This window comes from Arthrobacter sp. PsM3, from assembly GCF_030433895.1.
Lineage (GTDB): Bacteria > Actinomycetota > Actinomycetes > Actinomycetales > Micrococcaceae > Arthrobacter.
In genome coordinates this window covers 1-425 of the sequence record NZ_JARUXE010000130.1, presented here as the reverse complement: position 1 = coordinate 425, position 425 = coordinate 1, and the positions used below count along the sequence as shown (strand labels likewise).

Below are 425 nucleotides of genomic sequence, written 5' to 3'. Positions count from 1 at the left end.
GCCTGGGCGACGTCGACCAGGGTGGCTGATTCGAAGGCTGCCTGGATCTTGTTGCGGTTGTCCAGCGGGAGCGAATCGTCCTCGACGCCAATGCGGCGCGGGTTGATGCCGCGGGTGCGCAGCACCTCCTGGATGGCGAAGATGTAGTTGTCCCGGCGCCAGTCCGTGTAGACCACGTTCTCACCGTAGCTGCGCCGCCACGGCATGCCGGCGTCAATGTTGGCCGTGACAGTCACGGTGTCGTCCTTGGTGACCACCATGGCGTAGGAGCGGCCGAAGTAGGTGAACAGGAAGTCCGAGTAGTACTTGATGGAGTGGTAGCTCGTCAGGACGACAGCATCCAGGTTCTTCTCATCCATGATCCGGCGCAGCCCGGTGAGCCGGCGCTCAAACTCGGCGTTGGAAAAGGTCAGCTTTTCCTTCTG

General features: G+C 61.9%; 1 protein-coding gene. It reads right to left on the bottom strand.

The annotated features are described in order from the left end of the window. A partial coding sequence (locus QCD75_RS21905) for an aminopeptidase P family N-terminal domain-containing protein (RefSeq protein WP_301231628.1) occupies positions 1–425 on the bottom strand: 425 nt, incomplete at both ends.